The 19,888-nt window shown below is 38.9% G+C and carries 14 protein-coding genes; 8 read left to right on the top strand and 6 right to left on the bottom strand.

Going from position 1 to position 19,888, the window contains the following annotated elements; all coding sequences use genetic code 11:
- Nucleotides 1-30 precede the first annotated feature (30 nt).
- Complete coding sequence (locus ACLBWE_RS07785; protein ID WP_017388728.1) at nt 31-1,251, top strand: MFS transporter; 1,221 nt, start codon at nt 31-33, stop codon at nt 1,249-1,251.
- Between the two features lie 68 nt (nt 1,252-1,319).
- On the opposite strand, the gene ACLBWE_RS07790 is transcribed toward ACLBWE_RS07785, so the two are convergent.
- Entirely contained in the window at nt 1,320-2,465 is a 1,146-nt protein-coding gene (locus ACLBWE_RS07790) for an aldose epimerase family protein (RefSeq protein WP_447602113.1), read from the bottom strand.
- A gap of 191 nt (nt 2,466-2,656) precedes the next feature.
- On the opposite strand from ACLBWE_RS07790, the gene ACLBWE_RS07795 reads away from it, so the two are divergent.
- Nucleotides 2,657-3,043: a hypothetical protein gene (locus ACLBWE_RS07795; protein WP_447602115.1), complete on the top strand. Its 387-nt coding sequence runs from the start codon at nt 2,657-2,659 to the stop codon at nt 3,041-3,043.
- Nucleotides 3,044-3,115: 72 nt separating this feature from the next.
- Here the strand turns inward: ACLBWE_RS07795 and ACLBWE_RS07800 are convergent, their stop codons facing one another.
- Nucleotides 3,116-3,991, bottom strand: coding sequence for a LysR substrate-binding domain-containing protein (locus ACLBWE_RS07800; RefSeq protein WP_447602367.1), 876 nt, complete (start codon nt 3,989-3,991; stop codon nt 3,116-3,118).
- Nucleotides 3,992-4,175: 184 nt separating this feature from the next.
- Between ACLBWE_RS07800 and ACLBWE_RS07805 the strand changes: the two genes are divergently transcribed.
- From ACLBWE_RS07805 to ACLBWE_RS07820, 4 genes are all read left to right on the top strand, one after another.
- Nucleotides 4,176-4,925 carry an SDR family NAD(P)-dependent oxidoreductase gene (locus ACLBWE_RS07805; protein ID WP_447602117.1) on the top strand — a complete coding sequence of 250 codons (750 nt, stop codon included), beginning with the start codon at nt 4,176-4,178 and terminating at the stop codon, nt 4,923-4,925.
- 77 nt (nt 4,926-5,002) lie between these two features.
- Nucleotides 5,003-6,304 carry an MFS transporter gene (locus tag ACLBWE_RS07810; protein WP_447602369.1) on the top strand — a complete coding sequence of 434 codons (1,302 nt, stop codon included), beginning with the start codon at nt 5,003-5,005 and terminating at the stop codon, nt 6,302-6,304.
- Nucleotides 6,305-6,323: 19 nt separating this feature from the next.
- Nucleotides 6,324-7,169 (top strand): transketolase, encoded by an 846-nt coding sequence (locus ACLBWE_RS07815; protein WP_312821588.1) that lies wholly within the window; start codon nt 6,324-6,326, stop codon nt 7,167-7,169.
- 10 nt (nt 7,170-7,179) lie between these two features.
- A complete protein-coding gene (locus tag ACLBWE_RS07820) occupies nt 7,180-8,184 on the top strand; it encodes a transketolase family protein (protein ID WP_447602119.1) in 1,005 nt (334 codons plus the stop codon).
- Between the two features lie 134 nt (nt 8,185-8,318).
- Here ACLBWE_RS07820 and ACLBWE_RS07825 read toward each other — a convergent pair whose 3' ends face one another.
- The 3 genes from ACLBWE_RS07825 to metH all read right to left on the bottom strand — a co-directional run bounded on the left by ACLBWE_RS07825 (nt 8,319) and on the right by metH (nt 14,444).
- On the bottom strand, nt 8,319-9,935 hold the full coding sequence (locus ACLBWE_RS07825) for a hypothetical protein (protein WP_213031214.1): 1,617 nt from the start codon (nt 9,933-9,935) through the stop codon (nt 8,319-8,321).
- Nucleotides 9,932-10,639, bottom strand: a complete 708-nt coding sequence (locus tag ACLBWE_RS07830; RefSeq protein ID WP_068930648.1) for a hypothetical protein — start codon at nt 10,637-10,639, stop codon at nt 9,932-9,934. The genes ACLBWE_RS07825 and ACLBWE_RS07830 overlap by 4 nt, the downstream gene beginning before the upstream one ends.
- A 118-nt stretch (nt 10,640-10,757) precedes the next feature.
- Nucleotides 10,758-14,444, bottom strand: a complete 3,687-nt coding sequence (gene metH / locus ACLBWE_RS07835) for a methionine synthase (protein WP_447602122.1) — start codon at nt 14,442-14,444, stop codon at nt 10,758-10,760.
- A gap of 464 nt (nt 14,445-14,908) precedes the next feature.
- On the opposite strand from metH, the gene ACLBWE_RS07840 reads away from it, so the two are divergent.
- Complete coding sequence (locus ACLBWE_RS07840) at nt 14,909-16,540, top strand: inorganic phosphate transporter (protein ID WP_003653086.1); 1,632 nt, start codon at nt 14,909-14,911, stop codon at nt 16,538-16,540.
- Nucleotides 16,541-16,704: 164 nt separating this feature from the next.
- Nucleotides 16,705-18,039, top strand: a complete 1,335-nt coding sequence (locus ACLBWE_RS07845) for a D-serine ammonia-lyase (RefSeq protein ID WP_447602125.1) — start codon at nt 16,705-16,707, stop codon at nt 18,037-18,039.
- A gap of 46 nt (nt 18,040-18,085) precedes the next feature.
- Here ACLBWE_RS07845 and ACLBWE_RS07850 read toward each other — a convergent pair whose 3' ends face one another.
- Entirely contained in the window at nt 18,086-19,633 is a 1,548-nt protein-coding gene (locus tag ACLBWE_RS07850; protein ID WP_017391704.1) for a hypothetical protein, read from the bottom strand.
- Nucleotides 19,634-19,888 lie beyond the last annotated feature (255 nt).

The raw sequence follows: 19,888 nt of genomic DNA on the forward strand, positions 1-19,888 counted from the left end.
CCTTACTTAAAATATTGGAGTTTTTCAGGTATGACGTCTTCAATACAATTGAAAGATGGTATTGCCAATACCGTTGCAAATGATCAGCCTCAAGGAATGATTATTAAAATTGTAGGTGCTGTGGCGGTTGCACATTTACTGAATGATTTAATTCAAGCCGTGTTACCAGCCATCTATCCAATGCTCAAAGCAAACTTCTCGCTGAGTTTTGCTCAAGTTGGCCTGATTTCGTTTGTATATCAAATTACAGGTTCACTGCTACAGCCTTGGATTGGACTTTATACCGATAAACATCCAAAACCTTATCTTCTACCACTCGGAATGGTCGTCACATTTTCCGGCATTATCTTGTTGGCATTTTCACCAAGCTTTACTGTGTTGTTATGTGCATCCGCGCTGATTGGGGTAGGTTCTGCAACTTTTCACCCTGAAGCTTCACGTGTGGCTCGAATGGCATCTGGCGGGCGCTTCGGTACGGCTCAATCGACTTTTCAGGTGGGTGGAAACACAGGTACTGCCATTGGTCCATTGTTAGCAGCTTTGCTGATTGTACCGTTTGGACAGCATGCAGTTGCGGGCTTAGTTATATTTGCACTTTTAGCTATTTGGGTTTTATTTGGTGTAAGCCGTTGGACGATTGGTCATGCAAAAAATCAGGTAGTTACACGTGTAAACCAAGCACAGAGTAAATTACATGGTCGTAAGCTCATTATTGCCTTGAGCACCATTAGTGTGTTGATGTTTGCCAAATTTACCTACATTGCCAGCATTAGTAACTACTTCACTTTTTACTTAATTCAAAAGTTCCATATCAGTATCCAGACCGCTCAGTTGCATTTGTTTGCGTTTTTGGCCGCTGTTGCTTTAGGTACATTTGCAGGTGGCCCAATTGGTGACAAGATTGGTCGTAAAGCTGTTATCTGGGTTTCATTTGTGGGTATGGCTCCATTTGCATTAATGATGCCGTATGCAAACTTGTTTTGGACAACAGTCTTATCAATTATTACTGGTTTGGTGTTGTCGTCTGCTTTTGCTGCAATGGTGGTTTACGCACAAGAAGCTGTTCCGGGCCGTGTGGGGATGATTGCTGGTTTAATGTTTGGCTTAATGTTTGGGGTAAGTGGTATTGCCGCAGCAGGGCTAGGGCATTTAGCCGATGTTAACGGCATTGAATGGGTATTTGGTTTGTGCTCATTGTTACCATTATTAGGTTTCGCAACCGCATTTTTACCAAATACAAAGGTTAAATAAATGAAAAGACTCTCAGTCATATTAAACTGAGAGTCTTTTTTAGATAAATATAGTTCTAATTAAAAAGACTATTTTTGAATACCAAATTTAAATACGGTGACACTGTTATACGTTTGATTTGGGTTCAAACGAGTAGATGGGAAAGTCGGTTGATTGGGGCTGTCTGGAAAATGCTGTGTCTCTAATGCTAGAGCATCTGCTTGTCGATAAAGTACACCGTTTGCACCTGCAACATTTCCTAGTAAATGATTCGCCGTATACATTTGAACGCTTGGTTCAGTGGTTAGGACCTGCATAGACCGTTTAGATTTTGGGTCAACAACACTAGCAGCAAGATTTAATTTCCCTTGAGACTTTTGGTTAATCACCCAAGTTTGATCATAGCCATATCCATACGCCAATTGCTGATGATTCGCTCGAATATCTTTTACAATTGCTTTAGGAGTCCGAAAATCAAAAGGCGTACCTGTAACTGAAGCAATTTCACCTGTTGGTAAAGAATTTTGATCGGTTACTAATATACGGTCTGCATTGAGTTGTACCACATGATCGAGTACGCCATACGGGTTGTTCCCAGCTCCTGACAAGTTGAAATAACTGTGATTGGTGAGATTGACGACGGTCGGTTGATCAGTTTTTGCCTTATATTCAATCTGGAATTCATTTTGGTCTGAAAGACTGTAGATCACCTCTACATCTAACTTTCCGGGAAAACCTTGATCACCATTTGGACTGGTTAACTTAAGAGAAGCTTTGACGGTTTCACCTTTAGAAACGAGGGGTTTAACTTGCCAAACACGCTTATCAAAACCTGGATTACCGCTATGTAATGAATTCGGTCCATTATTTTTTTCAAGGTTATAAGTTTTTCCATCTAAGCTGAATTTAGCATTACCAATACGGTTCGCATAACGACCAATTAATCCGCCAAAATGAATGCCTTCCTTGGTATCAGTGACTTCATAGCCTTTTAGATCATCGAAGCCCAAAACGATATTATTTTGTTTACCTTGCGCATCGGGAGTCAAAATCTGTGTAATTACGCCACCAAAACTAATAAAAGATACAGAGACTCCTTTGTTATTGCTCATGGTGTATAGATCAACTTTTTGACCATCTTGAGTTGTTCCGTATGGTTTTACATTTAATGTGGCTGCATTCGCAATTTGTGCAAAGCTATAGATCGTAAAACTTAAAATTACTAATTTTTTCATGTTTATACTCTATTTTGTAATGGTAGGATATTGATGAATATAAGATTGATTTTTCATCTTTTTAATGAGTTTTTTATTATATGGTGTTAATGATTATTAACTCAGTTCATTTTAGGTATTGAACAAACTGACACCATTTAAGGTTATAAATAAATTAACTTTATTATCAAAATTCAACATTAAGCTATTTTATGCCTCATTCTGATTCGGCTTTAAAATTTTCACTCGGTCTTAATGGCCTATCATTTGACATAGACAACCAACATATTCAACTTGAACAGGGCTTGAGTTTTATTAATTCAAAAAGCATTAGCCATGGTGTGATTGATGAGCTTGCTATTGAAAAAATGATTTATTTTATTGAAGAGATCATAGAGTCTCAGCCACTCAGAAATCTAAATATAAGTGGGGTAGCTGTTACGTCTGATGCTGCCATGACACAACTCAGTGAGTTATTTTTTAGTGCAAAAAAGAAAATCAGCCGTATTGAGCTTGAGCACGGATTCAATAATTTTATTGAGCGTTTGAGCTACTACACAAGCCAAGTAGCCCCAGATCAGTTTTATGTTTTTACCTAGTTTGTATTTGTTCGAGAGATGATGCATCACCTAAAAGTTGAGGAAATTAAAATCATTTAAGAAATTACTTTCTCAATCTGCCAATTCATCATAAATCCAGTTTAAAAACAGCTCAATTTTAGGAATAAACTGGTGGGTTCGCGGGTAAACCAAATGATGAGCAGAAATAGGAATCGATAGCTCATCTGCAAAAACTCTAACTAACTTTCCGGATTCCAAATAATTTTGAGTGAGCAAATTACTTTCCAAAACAAATCCTAGTCCGTGTGTGGCTGCTTCAAGTGACATATAAGAGCGGTCAAAACTCAAAGTATAGGGAAACTCAGGAATGCTTAAGCCCTGATGCGCAAACCACTGAGGCCAAGTGACTAAGGTTGAGCGCGATAAAATCAGTTCTTTTTTTAATAAATCTTGGGGCTTATGCACTGGGCTACGCTCAAGTAACTTAGGCGATGCAAGCACTTCTAGCTTTTCATTACGAATGGTTCTGATTTCCACACCCGTCCAGTTAGGTAGACCATGGCGAATATCAATGTCGATCTTGTCACGAGTAAAGTGCAAGTTTTCATAAGAACACGACAGATTGACCTGAATCATTGGGAACTTTTCTTTAAATGATTCGAGGCGTGGCAGTAGCCAAAGTAAACCAAAACTTGGGGACGAATGAATATATAAACTGTCTTTAGGGCTTTTATCGGCGGCTTTTTCAGTGGCTAACATCAGGTTATGCAAGATGGTCGTGACATCCTGAAAATAGCGTTCACCTGACGGGGTAAGCGTCACACCACGGGCACCACGAATAAATAAACTCTGCCCAATCATTTCTTCGAGTTTGGCAATTTGGTGACTGACTGCTGAAGGGGTGAGATTTAAATTCTCTGCTGCCTTTGCAACATTGCCAAAACGCGCAGTTTGTTCAAAAGCCTGTAGTGTTTTAATTGAGGGCATCTGGTTGAAATTGTTTTCACTACTATCCATGAAATGATCCGTTTTTATCCCTAAAACTTATTTAAAAATAGCACAGGCATGAATTTTTTTCATGCCTTGTTGAATTCGAGATGATTGCTGGAACTTCTGAAAAAAGAGAATCTAAGTCCGAACTCAGGAAATAAAGCGTAAAAGAGGATTCAACATGTTACTACAAGGAAAAGTGGCATTAATTACCGGTGCAGCATCAGAACGTGGAATTGGGCGAGCAACCGCAGAAATCTTTGCCCAACAAGGTGCCAAAGTCATTATTGTTGATTTAGATATTGCTCAAAGCCAAAACGCTGCAAAAGCACTTGGTGAAGGACATTTAGGTCTTGCTGCAAACGTTGCAAATGAAGAGCAGGTCAAAGCAGCTGTTGAACAAGCTATACAACACTATGGAAAAATCGACATTTTAATTAATAATGCAGGCATTACCCAACCTGTAAAAACACTTGATATTCAACGCAATGATTATGACCGTGTTTTAGATGTCAGCCTGCGCGGAACACTCATTATGTCACAAGCTGTTATTCCATCCATGAAAGCAAATGGTGGCGGAAGCATTGTGTGTCTATCTTCTGTTTCAGCACAACGCGGTGGTGGTATTTTTGGCGGGCCGCATTATAGCGCTGCAAAAGCAGGGGTTTTAGGTTTGGCAAAAGCGATGGCTCGTGAGTTTGGCGCCGACCAGATTCGTGTAAATTCTCTTACTCCGGGTCTAATCCAGACTGATATTACGGGTGGTTTAATGAATGATGACCGTCGTCATGACATTCTTGCAGGTATTCCACTTAGCCGTTTAGGTAAAGCACAAGATGTTGCAAATGCAGCATTATTTTTAGCAAGTGATCTGTCAGCTTACCTAACTGGTGTAACACTCGATGTAAATGGTGGCATGCTGATTCATTAAAGCTTGCCATTTCAAAACTAAAAATAGAATGATGGTCACAAGAGGATACTGTGGCCAAATGTAAAGGGATTCGCATGATGGATACAGTATTTTCATCTGAAGTAGATACGGCAGTTCGTAAATCGGCGTATCGAAAAATTGCATTTCGGCTCATGCCATTTTTAATGCTTTGTTATTTTTGTGCCTATTTAGATCGAGTAAATGTTGGTTTTGCCAAGCTCCAGATGATGAGCGACTTACAGTTTAGTGAAGCTGTATATGGGCTAGGTGCAGGCATTTTCTTTATTGGTTATTTCCTATGTGAAGTGCCAAGTAACATCGTACTCCACAAAGTAGGAGCAAGACGTTGGATTGCCCGCATCATGATTACATGGGGCATTTTGTCAGGCTGTTTTGCCTTTGTTCAAACCGAATGGCAATTTTACACCTTACGTTTTTTACTGGGTGTTGCCGAAGCTGGTCTAGCCCCGGGCTTATTGCTTTACCTCACTTACTGGTTTCCGTCTTACCGCCGTGCACGCATGACTGTACTTTGGTTTATCGCGATTCCAATCTCGGGAATGATTGGTGGGCCACTTTCGGGTCTAATTATGGACCGAATGAGCGGCGTACATGGCTGGTTTGGCTGGCAGTGGATGTTTTTAATTGAAGCGATTCCTACAGTTGTCGTTGGTTTGCTCGTACTCGCTGTTTTAAAAGATTCCGTTCAAGACGCGAACTGGCTAACTCAAGGCGAGAAAAACTTGGTGAAGCAAGAGCTTGCTCAAGATAACCAGCACAAAGAAGGTCACGGTAGCATTAAAGAGTTTGTCGCGGATAAACGGTTATGGTTACTTGCAGGCATTTACTTTTGTGTCGTGATGGGCCAATACGCCATTACCTTTTGGCTACCAACTCTCATTCGTAATTCAGGCATCAGTGATAACTGGCATATTGGGCTACTTACGAGTCTTCCTTATATGTGCGCCATTGTGGTTATGCTTTTGGCAGGGCGTAGTGGTGACCATTTCCAAGAACGCCGTTGGCACTTAATTATCCCAATGTGTGCGGGTGCGATAGCACTCACACTTGCGACTTTGCTCGCTTCAAATCTGACACTTTCTTTAATTTTCCTCTGCATTGCAGCCTCAGGTGTGCTCACTGCATCTTCTTTATTCTGGATGTTACCAACCAACTTTTTGGGTGGTGTTTCCGCAGCGGCAGGTATTGCAGCAGTCAATAGCTTCGCCAATCTTGCCGGATTCTGTTCACCTTATTTAATAGGTTGGGTCACCACCAACACAGGCTCAAATGCAATCGGCATGTTCTTAATCACAGCAGTATTAATTTTCGGTGCCAGTTTGGTTCTGCGCGTTCCGGCAAAACTGGTCAATCGTTAATAAGGAATAGTAAATGACAATATTAAATGTTGATAAATCAGGCCAAATTGCCGAGTTGCAACAACGTGCCTACCACATTCGCCAACATGCTTTACGTATGGGGCAAGTACAAGGTCAAGGCTATGTTGGACAAGCTTTGGGTGCAGCAGATCTACTCGCAGTATCTTATTTCCATGCCATGAAATATCAGCCAGAAAACCCTGAATGGGAAGGTCGTGACCGTTTTTATCTCTCTATTGGGCACTATGCAATTGCGCTCTATGCAGCCTTAATTGAAGCAAACATTATTCCGTTTGAAGAACTTGAAACCTATGGGGCAGATGATAGTCGTTTACCGATGTCGGGCATGGCTTCTTACACACCGGGCATGGAAATTACAGGTGGTTCATTGGGGCACGGTCTTGGAATTGCAGTCGGCGCATGTTTAGGACTGAAACAGAAAAAGTCGGATGCTTTTGTTTATAACTTACTGTCTGATGGCGAGTTAAATGAAGGCTCAACATGGGAAGCGGTGATGTCTGCTTCTCATTGGAAACTAGATAATCTGATAGCGATTATTGATGTAAATAACCAACAGGCAGATGGACACTCAAGTGAAATTTTAGCTTTTGAACCAATTGTAGACCGTTGGCAGTCATTTGGTTGGTACACCCAACGTGTCGATGGCAACAATATGGAAGCTTTACTTGAGGCATTCGACCAAGCACGAAACTATGAGGGAACATGCCCGCGAGTCATTATTTGTGACACCAAAATGGGCAAAGGCGTGTCTTTCTTGGAAAGCCGTGAAAAAACACACTTCATTCGTGTTGATGAACATGAATGGGATGACGCTTTAAATATTTTGACCCACTACGGACAGTAAGGAATACACCATGAGCCAGTTAGCCAATCCTCCTAAGAAAAAACTAACCACTTCGGCAATGATTGCTTCTATTGCTGCCGAGGGTCAACCGACCAAACCAGCGCCATTTGGACATGCACTCAATGCCTTGGCAAAAGAGCGTGATGATATTGTGGGTTTGTCAGCAGATTTATCAAAATATACTGACCTGCATATTTTTGCTAAAGAAAACCCAGACAAGTTTTTCCAAATGGGCATGGCAGAACAACTTTTGATGAGCGCGGCAGCAGGACTCGCGCGCGAGGGATTTGTTCCTTTTGCAACCACCTATGCTGTGTTTGCATCACGCCGTGCCTATGACTTTATTTGTATGGCGATTGCGGAAGATAACCTTAATGTCAAAATTGTGGCGGCGCTTCCTGGGTTAACCACAGGCTACGGCCCAAGCCATCAAGCAACGGATGATATTGCGATTTTTCGTGCTATGCCAAACTTGATGGTCATTGACCCATGTGATGCCTTGGAAATCGAACAAGCTATTCCTCAGATTGCCGCTCATAATGGCCCCGTATATATGCGTTTATTGCGTGGTCAGGTTCCATTAGTGCTCGATAAATACAATTACCAGTTTAAATTGGGTAAGGCACAGGTGATTAAACCGGGTAAAGACTTACTCATTATCTCGACTGGTCTATTGACTATGCGTGCGCTTGAGGCAGCCGAAGAGCTTGAAAAAGAGGGTATTGAGGTTTCGGTGCTGCATGTGCCTACCATTAAGCCGTTAGATGAACAAACTATTTTGGATGAAGTCGCAAAAGGCGGACGACCTGTTTTAACTGCCGAAAACCATTCTGTGATTGGTGGTTTAGGGGAAGCAGTTGGCTCACTACTTTTAAGAAACGGGCAACATCCTCGTTTTGATATGATTGGTTTGCCAGATGCATTTTTAGATGCAGGGGCATTACCGACTTTGCATGATCGATATGGTATTTCAACTGAAGCAGTTATAGAGAAGATTAAATCGCATTTGAAGTAAAAGTAATTTCTGCTTGATGTAAGTAGTATTGAAAAGAAATCTCTTAATCTTAAAGGTTGGGAGATTTTATAATAATAATAGTAGTCAAATACTTTGCTCTTTAAAAAAAAGCAAAGTATTTAAATTGATTATACTTAGCCGGAGATATACTCAAGGATTTCAGCATTTGCAGCATTTTTCATTAATCTTGCTCTATGAGGGCCAACTTGATAAATATTAGCAATAAGTTCATCTTCAGATTTATTTAAAAGAACTTCCAAAGTAGTTATATTAGCGCCTTTTAATTTATCTCTTTGCCATAGTGTTAAAAGATCAAGTACATCAATAGGTTTTTGTAATAATGATCTTAAAGCATCTGAATAGTTTGTTTCACCTTCTGAATGAAGTGAAATACTATCATATCCTTGATAAGAAGGGCTATTCTTTCCAAATTCAGGGAATTTAGCAATATTTAAATTCTGGAAAAAATCTTTAGATATACTTGTCGGATTATTATCTATAGCAATAATACAACCATATTTTACTTCAAATCTATTACCTAATTCAGATTTAGTTGCCTTTATATAATTTTCTTCAACTTTAATAATTCCGGTATATGTTAGGAGCCTTAAAGCTTCGTGAACAATCATAGGCGAATCTTTATGAACCCAAAAATATATAGTAGTTTCATCCAAATTTCGTTCTTGTCGTGAAGAATTGTATTGGAGTATATTGGGGATAATTTTGTTTTCTAATAGATCTCTTCCCCAATCAATAATATTTTTATGACCCGAGTATTTATTTCCTAAGTCGGTATGTTCTGTCCAAATTTGATTTCTATAGAATGATTTAATTATAGTTTTTATTGAATTAGTATCAAATTTAGGAAGTTCTTGAATAGTCTTTAATAACATCCGGGGATTCCCTCCAGATGCTAATGCTAATGTATTAAAAAGTTCTTTATGTTGTTCTATATTTTTTTTTAAACTTTCGTCACATTGTTTGTAAACTATTTCTTGAAAGTAATCTAAGTAATCCGAATCTTTAATATTTCGTTCTAACTTTTTATATAGGCAATCATGAGTTGGTTCAAATGATTTTCCAAAATATGTCACTCCCGGGTAGATAGCAGCATTACAAATAATAAAAGGTGATCGCAAATCTTTAAAAAGGGTAAAGAATTGTCTTTGTTGTTCAGGCCTGAAAACATGAGCTGCTTCATCAAAAAAGAAATAAATATTTGTTAAGTTATTTTCTTCACAAATGTTATGGATAGCCTCTTTAACATCTTCAATATCTGGTAATTTCTCTGTATCAATATTTAAATTTTCTGTTTTATAAGAGTTTTCAAAAAATCCTACTAATTGCTTTAAGTTTGATATAACTTCATCTTCAGTATTACTAAAATCATTACTTAAAAGATTTGCAGAAAAATGAGAAACAAGTAATCCCTTTTTACGGAGTTTATTCATTAGACTTTTTAGCATTTTAGCCAACATCCAATGATAAAATTGAAGTGGGTCAGCAGAATTTATTAATGAGCTTTGACTAAAAGAGATAAAAACTGTAAGACATTGATGATTTTCTTGCTCGATTTCTTGTTCAGCAACTTTCATTAAAAAAGATTTCCCTGTTCCTCTTGCTCCTTCTAGTAAACAAGGCTCAGGTGATTTTAATGCACTAATAATTACTCTGTCTGTAGGATTAGTAACACTTAAGTTTAGTAGTTCTTCTGGCTTTATACTTTCCGTTCTTAAGAAAAAGTTATTCATTTGTTTTTTGCTCCCCCTAAATATTCACGAATTCTATCATTATTTCCTAATCTTTCATTTAAAAACTCACAAATTTCTAATGTCTCTTTTGTAAAGTCATTGGAGTATCTTGCAAATAAACAAAATAATAAAATTTCAGTTATTTCATCAAAATGATTAAAAAATTCTAATAGTAATTCACTATTGAAAGTTAGTTTTATTCCATTTTTCATCCAAGTCTGATGGTTACCATGAACGTATTCTGAAAGTTTTCTATAATTGTCTATTGCTTTTGCCCTTGCTTGTTTAATGTCTTCATTTAAACTAGGGAAGAATGCATTAATATATTTTTGTGAAAATATACCCGTTTCTTCATCAATAATTTTTGACCATTTAATATCAGAACAACCTTTTAACCATTCATAAAAATGAATTTTATCTATTGAAAAAAGAATTGATCCGAGACCTAATTCAAATCCTAGCCGTAATGTTGAAAATGCCTGTCTATATAGCCCTAGTGTTACACTTAAAATAGATGCTTCTAATTGACTACAAATATTAATCCAATTGTTTTTCTCTTTAATATCTGTAATATGTTGAGTAAAATCATGAATACACGTTACATAGAAATGTGATTTTCCTAGATGTTCTTCCAAAAGGATTGATTGATCAAAGATTAGATTTGACTCATTTTTTAAATTTTCAAAATATTCTTTAATATTCATGTCTTAACCAAGTAAAATAGAATGATTTTTAAATATTCTACACTTTATAAATGTTTTAAATACAGTACATTAGTCTAAAAAAATCCCCTCTAGCGAGGGGATTTTTTATTGCTTAAGCTTAAGCAATCGAATCATCTAAATTCGGCCCTAACCAACGTTTCGCCTCATCAAGTGTCCAACCTTTACGTTTTGCATAATCTTCAAGTTGGTCTTGAGAGATTTTACCCACGTTAAAGTATTCACTTTGAGGGTGCGAATAATAGAAACCACTTACTGAAGATGGTGGCATCATCGCAAAATGCTCAGTCAGTTTAGTGCCGATTTTGTCTGTAGAACCTAACCAGTCAAATAACACCGCTTTTTCAGAGTGCTCTGGACACGCTGGGTAACCTGGTGCAGGGCGAATGCCGACATATTTCTCTTTAATCAGTTCTTCATTGCTGAGCTGTTCATCAGCTTTATAGCCCCAGAACTCTTTACGAATGCGTTCATGTAAGTGTTCGGCAAAAGCTTCAGCAAAACGGTCTGCCAACGACTGTACTAAAATTGCAGAGTAGTCATCACCTTTAGCTTTGTACTCATTTGCCAATTCTTCTGCACCAAAAATCGATACAGTGAATCCACCTAAGTAGTCCTGTTGCTCACGGTCAGTACGAATGTAATCTGCTAAAGACAAGTTTGGTTTACCTGTGACTTTGTCAGATTGCTGACGTAAATGTTCAAATGTATGCGTAACATTTTGACCAGCTTCATCAAATACGCTGACGGTATCGGCGTCAGTGCGCTGCGCAGGGAACATACCAAATACAGCACGTGCATCAAAAAGGTTGTTGTTGATAATATCTTTCAACATTGCTTGAGCTTGGTTGTACAAATCTGTTGCAGCTTCGCCAACCACTTCATCTTGTAGAATTTTCGGGAACTTACCAGCCAAGCTCCAAGAAATGAAGAATGGTGTCCAGTCAAAATATTCAACCAATGTTTTAAGCGGGTAGTTTGTTAAAACTTGAGTTCCTAAAAGATTTGGTTTTGCTGGAACGTAGCTTTCATCAATTTTAAAGCCATTTTGAACAGACTCTGCATAAGTCAGTTTTGCTGCTTTTGGTTGTTTGTTGGCTAAGCGCTCACGAATTTTGGCATATTCAGCACGGTGTTCTTCAATGAATTTTCCACGCATTTCTTTTGAAAGCAGGGTAGTTGCAACACCTACAGCACGTGAGGCATCGGCAACATAAATCACCGCATCGTTATGGTACTGAGGGTCAATTTTTACTGCTGTGTGTGCTTTCGATGTCGTAGCACCACCGATCAATAAAGGAATGTCAAAGCCTTTACGTTGCATTTCTTTAGCAACAAACACCATTTCATCTAAAGACGGAGTAATAAGACCTGACAACCCGATGATGTCACATTTTTCATCAATCGCAGTTTGCAAGATTTTCTCACAAGGGACCATCACACCAAGGTCAACAATGTCGTAACCATTACAGCCGAGTACAACACCCACAATATTTTTACCAATATCGTGTACGTCGCCCTTAACAGTTGCCATCAGGACTTTACCTTTAGATTGGCTACCTGTTTTTTCAGCTTCAATGTACGGGTTGAGCCAAGCCACAGCTTGCTTCATGACACGTGCAGATTTCACAACCTGTGGTAAGAACATTTTGCCTGAACCGAACAAGTCACCGACCACGTTCATACCATCCATCAAAGCGCCTTCAATCACATCTAATGGACGTTTAGCTTTTAGGCGAGCTTCTTCGGTATCTTCGTCAATGTATGTGGTAATACCTTTGACTAATGCATATTCAAGGCGTTTTTCTACAGGTTCGTTACGCCATTCAAGGTTTTCGGCTTCACGTTGTGTTCCGCTATGACCACGGTATTTTTCAGCGACTTCAAGCAGTTTCTCTGTTGCGTTTTGACCAAATTCACCCTGATTCTGGTTTAAAACAACATCTTCAACCGCATCTTTGAGTTCTTTAGGAATATCATCATAAATTGCCATTTGACCAGCATTTACAATCCCCATGGTCATGCCTTGTTTAATGGCATGGTACAAGAACACAGAGTGAATTGCTTCACGGACAGGCTCATTTCCACGGAACGAGAATGAAACGTTCGATACACCCCCAGAAATCATGGCATGAGGTAAGTTCTGTTTAATCCAACCTGTAGCTTCAATAAAATCGACGCCATAGTTATTGTGTTCTTCAATACCTGTTGCCACTGCAAACACGTTCGGGTCAAAAATAATATCTTCAGCAGGGAAGCCTACATCGTTAACCAAAACATCATAAGAACGTTTACAGATTTCACGTTTACGTGCAGCAGTATCGGCCTGACCAGTTTCATCAAAGGCCATCACAATAATCGCGGCACCATATTGACGACAGAGGCGAGCTTTTTCGACAAACTCGTCATAACCTTCTTTTAAGGAAATCGAGTTAACAACTGGCTTACCTTGTACGCATTTTAAGCCAGCTTCAATGATTTCCCATTTTGATGAGTCAATCATGATAGGTACACGTGAAATATCTGGCTCAGAGGCCACAAGGTTTAGGAAATGCACCATCGCATTTTGCGAATCGAGCATCCCTTCATCCATGTTAATGTCGATAATCTGTGCGCCAGCTTCCACTTGTTGCTGTGCAACTTCTAAAGCTTCGGCAAAGTTTTCTTCACGAATAAGACGTAAGAATTTTTTTGAACCGGTAACGTTGGTACGTTCACCCACGTTTACAAACAATGAGTCGTCATAAATATTAAAAGGTTCTAAACCACTTAAGCGGCAAGCTGGCTTAGTTTCAGGAATTTGACGAGGTGCAATGTCTTTTACAGCATTGGCAATAGCACGAATATGGTCTGGTGTTGTACCACAGCAACCACCGGTAATATTGATCAAACCACTTTCTGCAAATTCTTTTAAGAAGGCAGCAGTTTGCTCAGGTGTTTCATCATACTCACCAAAAGCGTTTGGTAAGCCAGCATTTGGATGGGCAGAAATGAAAGTATCAGCAACATCAGACACAGTTTTAACGTGAGGGCGCATGGCATCTGCACCAAGGGCACAGTTAAAACCAATTGAAAGTAAATCACCATGGCGTACAGAGTTCCAGAACGCTTCGGCAGTTTGACCTGTTAAGGTACGACCCGATGCATCGGTAATGGTCCCTGAAATCATGAGTGGTAATTCATGACCAATTTGCTTAAAGACTTCTTTCACCGCAAAAATTGCAGCTTTACAGTTTAATGTATCAAAAACGGTTTCAATCAGAATGATATCTGCACCACCTTCAATCAGCGCATGAGTGGCCTCAATATAGTTTTCTTTTAGCGCATCAAAGGTAATGTTACGAAAGGCAGGATCATTTACATTGGGTGAAATTGAACAGGTACGTGATGTTGGGCCGAGTACACCCGCTACAAAACGAGGTTTGTCTGGTGTTGAATATTTTTCACAGGCTGCTTTGGCTAAACGCGCTGCTTCACGGTTAATTTCGGGAACAAGGTCTTCCATGTGGTAATCAGACATAGAAACACGTGTGCCGTTAAAGCTGTTGGTTTCAATAATGTCTGCGCCTGCATCAAGATAAGCTTCATGAATGCCTTGAATGATTTCTGGCTGTGTCAAAACTAAAAGGTCATTATTACCTTTTAAGTCATGTGCCCAATCGGCAAAACGCTCACCACGGTAGTCGGCTTCTTCCAATTTATGGCGCTGGATCATCGTTCCCATTGCACCATCAATAATCAGAATGCGTTTAGCAAGAAGCGCTTTTAGGGTGGCAAGCGTAGACATAGAAAACCCCGATCTTTTATATGAATTTAAAAATGCGGCGCTATTGTAACAGAATAGCAGCACAATTGATGATCTATGACGACCCACCATTCACCGTAAATTAGTCGTAAAAAAAAGTGTTTTCGAATAAAAAGAGGGCATTTTTTCATCAAATATTCATAAAATGATCATGATATTGAAATATTTCATCTCCAATATTCCGTTTTATGACAATTAAGCTGTTTAAAAAAACGTCATACAGGTAATTTTTTAGATATTTTTGCTTTAAAAATAGTCATAAATAAGGAAGATATAAATTGATTTAAATTATTGTATTTTAATAAAAAAATAAAATGGATCGAGGAAAGGTGCATCAAATGAGGTCAAAATATGAAAAATTGACTTCATCAGGCGCCGCTTTGTCATATAATTGTCATAATTTAATTTAAGAATACAGAGGATTTTTCTATCCTCTTACCGTCTGCATGAATTCTAATCTACCCCCTGTTTCGGATTCAAAACTTGCGGCAAACCTGCAAGTCAAATCGACGAATGTACATGTCCCGACACCTAAGTTCTTTATGCCGGTGTTTCTGACAATTATTGTTGCAACACTTATTTATATTGGATTTCAGGTGAGTGCTGATTTAGCGCATGTACCGCCTTTGAGTCTTTATTCGGTTATTCTTTTATCTACCGCACTCTTGATTGCTTTAGGCTTTGAGTTTGTAAATGGCTTCCACGATACTGCAAATGCAGTAGCGACAGTGATTTACACTAATGCTTTACCTGCACCGGTTGCAGTCATGTGGGCAGGTTTTTGTAATTTTCTTGGGGTAATGGTTGCAAGCGGCGCAGTCGCTTACGGCATTATTGCATTGTTGCCTGTTGAATTGATTATGAACATGGGTAGCGGTGCAGGTTTCGCAATGGTTTTTGCGCTTCTTATTGCTGCGATTCTCTGGAACTTAGGTACTTGGTTCTTGGGCATTCCTGCTTCTAGCTCTCATACTTTGATTGGTTCAATCTTGGGTGTGGGCATTATGAACCATCTATTGAGTGCATCGACTGGCGTAACCACCAGCGGTGTTGATATGGATCAGGTGATTAAAGTCGGTAAGGCCTTATTATTGTCACCTTTAATTGGTTTTGCTTTTGCAGCGATTGTATTCTTGTTGGTTAAAACTATTTTTAAACGCCAATTAGAGTTATTCCAGCCACCAGAAGGTAATAAACCACCACCAGCAATCATTCGTGCAATTTTAATCTTTACCTGTACAGGTGTAAGTTTTGCACATGGTTCTAATGACGGTCAAAAAGGTATGGGTTTAATCATGCTGATTTTGGTTGGTCTGGTGCCATTGGCTTATTCATTAAATAAAAACCTAGATACACAACAAGTTCAATCATTCCATCAGCTTTCTTCTCAAACTGCCGTACTTTTGAATCAAAATCAGCCAGAATTAACCGATGAAAAAGCACGTGTTATTTTGACTAAATATATTCAAACTAAACAGCAAACTCCGGAAGTAGTGCCTGCATTGGCAAGCATGACTGATCATTTGGGTGAGCGAGTTTCTAGCTATAGCAACTTAAAAGATATTCCAGAAGCTGCAATCAGTGAAATTCGTAATGACATGTATTTAAGTACAACGACGTTTAAGCGTTTGGATAAAGCAGATGCTTTACCAAAAATGGATCAGTCACAAGAAAAACTCGTGAAAGAATACCGTAGTAGCTTAGATTCATTCTTACAATACATTCCAACTTGGGTGAAAGTAGCAGTTGCTTTGGCACTTGGCTTAGGCACCATGGTTGGCTGGAAACGTATTGTTGTGACTGTAGGTGAGCGTATTGGTAAACATCACATGACTTATGGTCAGGGGATGTCTGCTGAGCTTGTAGCAATGAGTACAATTGCAGCTGCCGACGGTTTAGGTATGCCTGTTTCAACAACACACGTTTTAAACAGTGCTGTTGCTGGTACCATGGTAGCGAACAGATCGGGTTTAAACTTCAATACAGTTAAAACGATTTTATCTGCATGGGTATTTACACTTCCTGCAACAATCTGTTTGTCAGGCGGTTTGTACTGGTTATTCTTACAGTTTGTATAAAAGTATTTAAAAAATTAAAGCCACTGTTCACAGTGGCTTTTTTATTTGTTTCTTTTTAACGTTCAGTCTATTTTCATGTACATTCAATTATAAATTAACGAGTCCTTATAAAGCCTCAAGTAACTTCAGAGGCTAGGCTTAAAACTTTTATATCAGGATAGATTATGGATGCGGTTCAAATAGATCAGCTAAAACAACAATTTCCACTTATTGAGACACTGCAAGCCTATCAAGAAACATTTTGGTTTACACCTCATTGCTATCCTTTAAAAGAAGCTTTAGAAAAAGTTGGATTAACAGCCGAAGACGTAAGTAAAGCAGAAGCCCGATTAGAGCGTTTCGCACCTTATTTGGCAAAAGTATTTCCTGAAACTCAAGCACAACATGGAAAAATTGAATCAGAGATCGTTGAAATTGCCCATATGCAACAAGCACTTTCTTCAACAGAACAAGTGCAACTGAGTGGAGCATTCTGGCTGAAAAAGGATAGTCATTTACCTATTTCTGGTTCAATTAAAGCGCGTGGTGGTATTTATGAAGTCTTGGCTCACGCCGAAAAATTGGCACTTAAGGCTGGACTTCTCAAGTTGGAAGACGATTACAGTAAGTTAGATCAAGATTCATTTAGGGCATTCTTTTCTAAGTATCAAATTGCAGTAGGTTCTACAGGTAACCTAGGGCTTTCCATAGGCATTATGAGCGCCAAACTGGGTTTTAGAGTCACTGTTCATATGTCTGCTGATGCGAGACAATGGAAAAAAGACAAACTGCGTTCATTGGGCGTTAATGTTGTGGAATATGCCAGTGACTATGGAGTAGCTGTTGAAGAGGGAAGAAAAGCAGCAGAGCAAGATCCACATTGCTTTTTTATTGATGATGAAAACTCAACAACATTGTTTTTAGGTTATGCAGTTGCAGGAATACGCTTAAAACAGCAATTTGAGCAAAAACAAATTAAAGTCGATGCTGAACACCCATTATTTGTTTATTTGCCGTGTGGCGTCGGTGGTGGCCCTGGTGGGGTAAGTTTTGGACTAAAACTGGCTTTTGGTGAGCATGTGCATTGTATCTTTGCAGAACCCACCCATTCACCATGTATGTTACTGGGTGTCCACACAGGTTTGCATGATCAGATTTCAGTGAATGATATTGGCCTCGATAATGTAACTACCGCAGATGGGCTCGCAGTAGGCCGTGCTTCAGGTTTTGTGGGACGTGCTATGCAACAGTTAATTGATGGCTATTACACCATTCATGATGAACGTTTGTATGAACTAATAGCACTTCTAAATCAAACTGAAAATATTAAGCTTGAGCCTTCAGCAGTGGCAGGAATGATGGGTCCATATTATGTTCAGACGAGTCCTGATTATTTGGCTTTACATCAACTATCAGCTGAACAGTTGCAGCAGGCAACCCATGTGATATGGGCGACAGGAGGCGGTATGGTGCCACCTGATGAAATGCAAAAATATCTTTCACACTTTCAAAATAAATAGAAAAACTCAGAAAAAAGCCCAATTCTAGAATTGGGCTTTAATTAAACTATTTTTTAGATGATTTCCCAAAAGGTAGTTTTTCGGTTGCAAAGCCATAGATTGCAGCAAAAGGCAGGGCAGTTCTTGCTAAATAAGCAACACGCCACAATCCGCCGTGGTTGGCACCTTCCATCATAAGTTCAAGCGGATGGTCAAGCTCAGTTTCAGGATTCGCTACAGAAGACTCATTTCTTAAGTCATGAATCCAGATTGCAGCCATAATTGCATTGGTAGTTTCAGGGCTAAATGCTTCTACATCAAAAAGTTCTGCACCATTAAAAGCTGCTTTCAACAATGGATTTTTAGTCACAGAGTGAGTCGTTGTAGATGGAGCAATATTAATGCTCACGTGTTGTCCTTGATGGCGGGCCAAAATAGCACGCCATTGTTGAATGCGTTTTGCCAAAGCATAATTTGGCCCTTGTTCAACAACTAGACAGTCGGCAATGCCATAAGTTTTTCCATTTTCACAAGCAATTAAGTCTTGATATGGCGCTTGAAAAAAACGATTAAGCGAAAGAGCGGAAACACCTTTCACTGCCATTTTTTGTATTTTTGTGCGTGATTTAAACTTTTGTTGAGCAGCTTTAGCGACTTCTTTAGGAACTGCATAAACATCGGTTGGCGTACACATAAACATAAGGCTCGTATCAGACTTATGCTCGCTCACAAATTGCATGATGCTGTCCATTGCCATGGAAACACGAACATGCTTTTCGCCATCTAAATAAGCTATTGCGGCCAAATCTAACTTTTGTGGAAACTGAACTAACCACTGTGCAATTTCTGGTAATTGAGTCAATAAATTTGCACCCAATTTATCCTTTAACTCAGAAACTTTTGCTGATGAATCAACTGGTTCAACACTTGGTGCAATGAGAGTTGCGTTTCCTTGTTGAATCGTATTTAAAATTTTGCCCCAGACACGTGGGTTTGGTAAGTCGACAGCAACAATATTCGCTTTCCATTTGGCTAACCAAGGTAGAGGTCCTGCTTCTGAAGCTGCACCAAACAGCACCATGGTACGGTCTGATAAATCAAACCATTCTGGGTGAGCAATAGCTTCACGCAAAGCTTTTGCATGACTTGGTTCAATAATACCAGCCTCTTCCCAACGTTGAATCTGGTCCAGTAAGCTTTGCCCGCTTAGTTTTTGCCCTTTGTAAGGAACATACCATTCAGGTGCTGCATCACTTTCACCTTTAAGTTTTACTGTATGAAGTGGCGTAGATGAAGCAATATTAACCGCATCTTTTAAAAGGTAGTGTTTACTATCACGATAATAGTCAAAAATATGGTGAGCTTTATGCAAACCTTGCTTCGCAATAGTAATGGGGTGGTTACTATTAGAAATTCCTTGTTTAACAAGTGCTTTAAAATATATTGGGTAATTTTTTCGCCAGTTTTTTTCATTCAACACTTGTTGTGCGGTTTTATTATCTACAACAGATAAAGCCTCTGACAAAATTTCTTGGCCAGTAAGAGATGTGCTTTGTTTTTTTGTTGAGGCGTGTACTGGAAATTGTAGACCTTCGACTTGACTTGTGCTGGACATAAAATATCTCGTTATACGACTGGGTTAATATACAGATGTATACATTATCTATGCCAATGAAAGGAAACGAGTGGCAATAACTGACAAAATAATATTGATTATTTATGTGATGAAACATGGAAGAGAAAATTATTATGATAAATTCATCTCATTTTGGTCTTAATTTTTTTCACAATTTTAGAACATTTTTATAGACTTACGTTACATAAATGATTATTTTGTATTAAGCAAATACATCAGTTTTAGCCTGAAGGT

It is taken from the genome of Acinetobacter sp. M5A5_2a, assembly GCF_053345265.1.